The sequence below is a fragment of the Streptomyces laculatispora genome (genome assembly GCF_017353455.1).
Classification (GTDB): domain Bacteria; phylum Actinomycetota; class Actinomycetes; order Streptomycetales; family Streptomycetaceae; genus Streptomyces; species Streptomyces laculatispora.
Window position 1 is genome coordinate 1 of record NZ_JAFMPZ010000602.1, and the last position, 3,554, is coordinate 3,554.

The following is a 3,554-nucleotide window of genomic DNA, read 5'->3' on the forward strand; positions in this document are numbered from 1 at the left end:
GAACCGGGGCAGAGGTGCGTGCGGTGCGCGGTGGGTCAGCGGAGCCAGGGCAGATCGGCGTTCGTGCCCTCCGGCTGTAGTCCGGCCGCGATGACCTGCATGATCTCGCCGAGCGAGCGCACCTGCTCGGGGGTGAGCCGGTCGAACATGGCCTGGCGTACGGCGCTGACGTGGCCCGGTGCCGAGCGCTGGAGCATCTCGTGGCCCTCGTCGGTGAGGACCGCGTTCTGGCCGCGCTTGTCGGACGGGCAGTCCTCGCGGCGCACCCAGCCGCTCTTCTCCAGCCGGGCGACGGCGTGCGAGAGCCGGGAGCGGGTGATCTTGGCGTCCTTGGCCAGCTCCGTCATCCGCTTCTGGCGGCGGGGCGCCTGGGACAGCTGGACGAGCAGTCCGTAGTAGATGTGCGGCATACCGGCATCGCGCTGCAACTGGCGGTCGAGGTGATCCTCCAGCAGCGTGGTGGCGTGGAGGTACGCCCGCCACACGCTCTGTTCTTCGTCGGTGAGCCAGCGCGGCGCACCGGTGGATGCCGTGGTCATGTACTCCACTGTACGACCTTTTCTTGAAAGTTGAACTAGATAGAGCTAAGGTCTCCGAACATGGGAACTTGAAGGTTAAAGAAATTTTCCTTCTGAAGGCCCAGTAGAAGACTTACCTTGAGCAGCAGCGGATGGGGAGTGCCATGACAGTCACTGCGGAGCGCATGCCCGCCCTCTACCTCTCCCACGGCGCCCCGCCGCTGGCCGACGACCCGGTCTGGCCCGGTGAGCTGGCCGCCTGGTCCGCCGGGCTGCCGCGGCCCACCGCCGTTCTGATGGTCTCGGCCCACTGGGAGGAGGCCCCGCTCGCTCTCGGCTCCACCGAGACGATTCCGCTCGTCTACGACTTCTGGGGCTTCCCTGAGCACTACTACCAGGTGCGGTACGCCGCGCCGGGCGCCCCGCGACTGGCCGAGAGCGTCCGGAAGCTGCTGCGCGGCGCCGGTACGCCGGTCCAGGACATCCCGGACCGCGGGCTCGACCACGGGGCCTACGTCCCGCTGGTGGAGATGTTCCCGGAGGCCGACATCCCGGTGCTGCAGATCTCCATGCCGACGCTGGACCCGCAGAAGCTGATGGACATCGGACGCAAGCTCGCGCCGCTGCGCGACGAGGGCGTCCTGATCGTCGGCAGCGGCTTCTTCACCCACAACCTGGCCGCCCTGCGGCATCAGGGCGGTGGCACCCCCGGCTGGTCGGCGGAGTTCGACGACTGGGGGAGCCGCGCACTGCAGGCGCAGGACATCGACGCGCTGCTGGACTTCGAGAACAAGTCCCCGGCGGGCCGGCTCGCCCATCCGCGCACCGAGCACTTCGCCCCGCTCTTCGTGACGCTGGGCGCCGCGCAGCATGATCTCGACCGGGGGCGCAGCGTGATCGACGGATTCTGGATGGGACTGGCCAAGCGCTCGCTGCAGTACGGCTAGGGCGACCGGACCCCGCAGCCCGCGGGGCCTGTCCGGCGGCTCGTTCGTCGGCCGGACAGGCCCCGGTTCATGGCAGGGGTCAGAGCACCGGAGGGTTCAGCTCGATCGAGCGGAGCGCGGCGGCCAGCGCGGTCGGGCCGCCGACGTCCAGCGCGGTGTCGGTGAACTTGATGGTGTGGTCGTCACCGTGCGCGGCCGCCCGCGCGAAGACCTCCTCGGGGGTCAGGCCGTCGGGCACGGCCGGGTAGTCGGCCGGCTCGGCCGGGGAGTACGCGGCGGTGACCGCCGCGCCGGCCGCCCATGCGGCGTCCAGGCTCGGCGCCCACAGGTCCCGGGGGAGCGCCGGCAGCGTACGCAGCACGGCATTGGGTGCGGTGGCGGCGTGCACCAGCATGACCGGCGAGCCGTGCGCGTATGCCGCGTAGCGGTGGGTCGCGGCGCGTACCAGCTCCTCCAGCCGGGCTCGGGCGAGGTCGGGGTCCGCCACGGGCTGCTGCGGCCACAGCGGGAACGCGGTGAGCTGTCCGAGCCGTTCCCGGATGCCGCCGCTCTGGTCCGGCACCCGGTCCACCGCGTCCAGCGCGGCCGCGGCGCCGGCAGCGGGAGCGAGGGAGGCCAGTGGGGGCAGCGGCTGGTGGCGGGCGGCCCAGTAGCCGAGTCCGTGGGCGAGTTCCGCGACCCGGGGCGCGTTCTCCCCGGAGGCCAGCAGGGTGCGTACGCAGTGGCCGACCCGGATCACCGGGTGCGTGGCGCCGGCCGCGATGCCGGGGAGCAGCCGGGGCCACCACTCGGCGAGGACCTCGCGCCAGGGCCGGTCGGCCGTCTCCCGCTCGAAGTACGCCGTCCAGTCGGCGATGCGGCGCGGGTCGCCCAGGGCCTCGCGCCAGTTGGCCGGGGTCACCTCGGTGAACCGGTCGGGCATGTCCTCCAGCTTCGCGCGGTAGTGGTCCAGCCATCGGTGCACACCGGGTGCCTGGCCGTGGTGCACCAGCGCCTCGACGGCCATCGGGGCGTGATTGCTCAGCCAGCCATCCCGTTCGGGGCCGAAGGAGTGAAGCCGCTCCAGTGCTTCGTCGAGCGTGCCCGAGGTGTCGGGTGTCCTGCGTGTCGTGTCATCCATGCGGAGTCACGCTAGGCACCGCACCGGCTCTCCGTAACGGGCTGTGGACCTAGGTGGGCAAGGGGCTGTGGACCTAGGGACGTAACGGGCTGTGGTCCTAGGGATGTAACGGCTTCGGTCCTAGGGAACACCGTGGCCGGGAGGCGCTGCTGGCGGTACAGCCCAGGATCCGGGGAGCCGGTCCGTCGACATCACGGACATCCTGAGCAACCAGGAGCCGGTGCGGGCCGTCTTCGGAGTGGGAGCGCGCAATCAGGGCAGACGCCGGTCGAGGGTGAAGGAAACCGTGTCGAATGTGAGGGCGGTCTCACGTACGTCATGGTCGTAGATGTCCGTGAGGGCCTCCAAATCGCTCTCGACACCTGGTCTGACCTGCGTTTCCGTGCCGAACTCGGCCATGCGCCCTTCCCTGGTGGCGCGACAGGGTACTGCATGATCGCGAAAATGAATGCCAGGCATGGGAATTCTGTCCGGATTCCAGTCGTTGTTTCCATCGGAAGCTGGGCACCCGAAAGGGTGTCGCGACCTACTCAGCAAGGAGCACGCATGGCAACCCGTGCCGTCGCCCGACGTTCGTCCGCCACCGGCGGGACCAACCGGGCAAGCAGTGTTCGCGCCGTGGGCGGGGAGATCGCCGATCGCGACCTGGTCGGCATGTACTTGGACGAGATCGCGCGCACGCCGCTGCTCGATGCCGCCAAGGAGGTCGAGCTGTCGCAGACCGTCGAAGCGGGCGTCTTCGCACAGCGGATCCTCGACGGCGTGGTGGAGAGCGATGCCGGCGGGGCCTCGCGCGAAGAGCTGGAGGCGCTGGTCGCCGAGGGCGAGCGCGCCAAGGACGTATTCATCCGGTCGAACCTCCGACTCGTGGTTGCCGTCGCCCGCAGGTATCCGCGGGCCGGGCTGCCCCTGCTCGACCTGATCCAGGAGGGCAACGCGGGCCTGGTGCGCGCGGTCGAGAAGTTCGAC

5 protein-coding genes are annotated in these 3,554 nt (G+C 70.3%); 2 read left to right on the forward strand and 3 right to left on the reverse strand.

Annotated elements, in window-relative coordinates:
* Positions 1-35 precede the first annotated feature (35 nt).
* On the reverse strand, positions 36-548 hold the full coding sequence (locus J1C73_RS31585; protein ID WP_185095302.1) for a MarR family winged helix-turn-helix transcriptional regulator: 513 nt from the start codon (positions 546-548) through the stop codon (positions 36-38).
* A 134-nt stretch (positions 549-682) separates the two neighbouring features.
* Here J1C73_RS31585 and J1C73_RS31590 point away from each other — a divergent pair, with 134 nt between their 5' ends.
* Positions 683-1,465 (forward strand): dioxygenase family protein, encoded by a 783-nt coding sequence (locus tag J1C73_RS31590; RefSeq protein ID WP_207319372.1) that lies wholly within the window; start codon positions 683-685, stop codon positions 1,463-1,465.
* 79 nt (positions 1,466-1,544) lie between these two features.
* On the opposite strand, the gene J1C73_RS31595 is transcribed toward J1C73_RS31590, so the two are convergent.
* Together J1C73_RS31595 and J1C73_RS31600 are read right to left on the reverse strand one after the other, a co-directional pair.
* Positions 1,545-2,585: a questin oxidase family protein gene (locus J1C73_RS31595; protein WP_207319373.1), complete on the reverse strand. Its 1,041-nt coding sequence runs from the start codon at positions 2,583-2,585 to the stop codon at positions 1,545-1,547.
* A 252-nt stretch (positions 2,586-2,837) separates the two neighbouring features.
* Complete coding sequence (locus tag J1C73_RS31600; protein ID WP_207319374.1) at positions 2,838-2,984, reverse strand: GNAT family N-acetyltransferase; 147 nt, start codon at positions 2,982-2,984, stop codon at positions 2,838-2,840.
* 147 nt (positions 2,985-3,131) lie between these two features.
* On the opposite strand from J1C73_RS31600, the gene J1C73_RS31605 reads away from it, so the two are divergent.
* Positions 3,132-3,554 (forward strand): sigma-70 factor domain-containing protein (locus J1C73_RS31605; protein ID WP_278186693.1); only part of this gene is annotated, 423 nt, incomplete at its 3' end.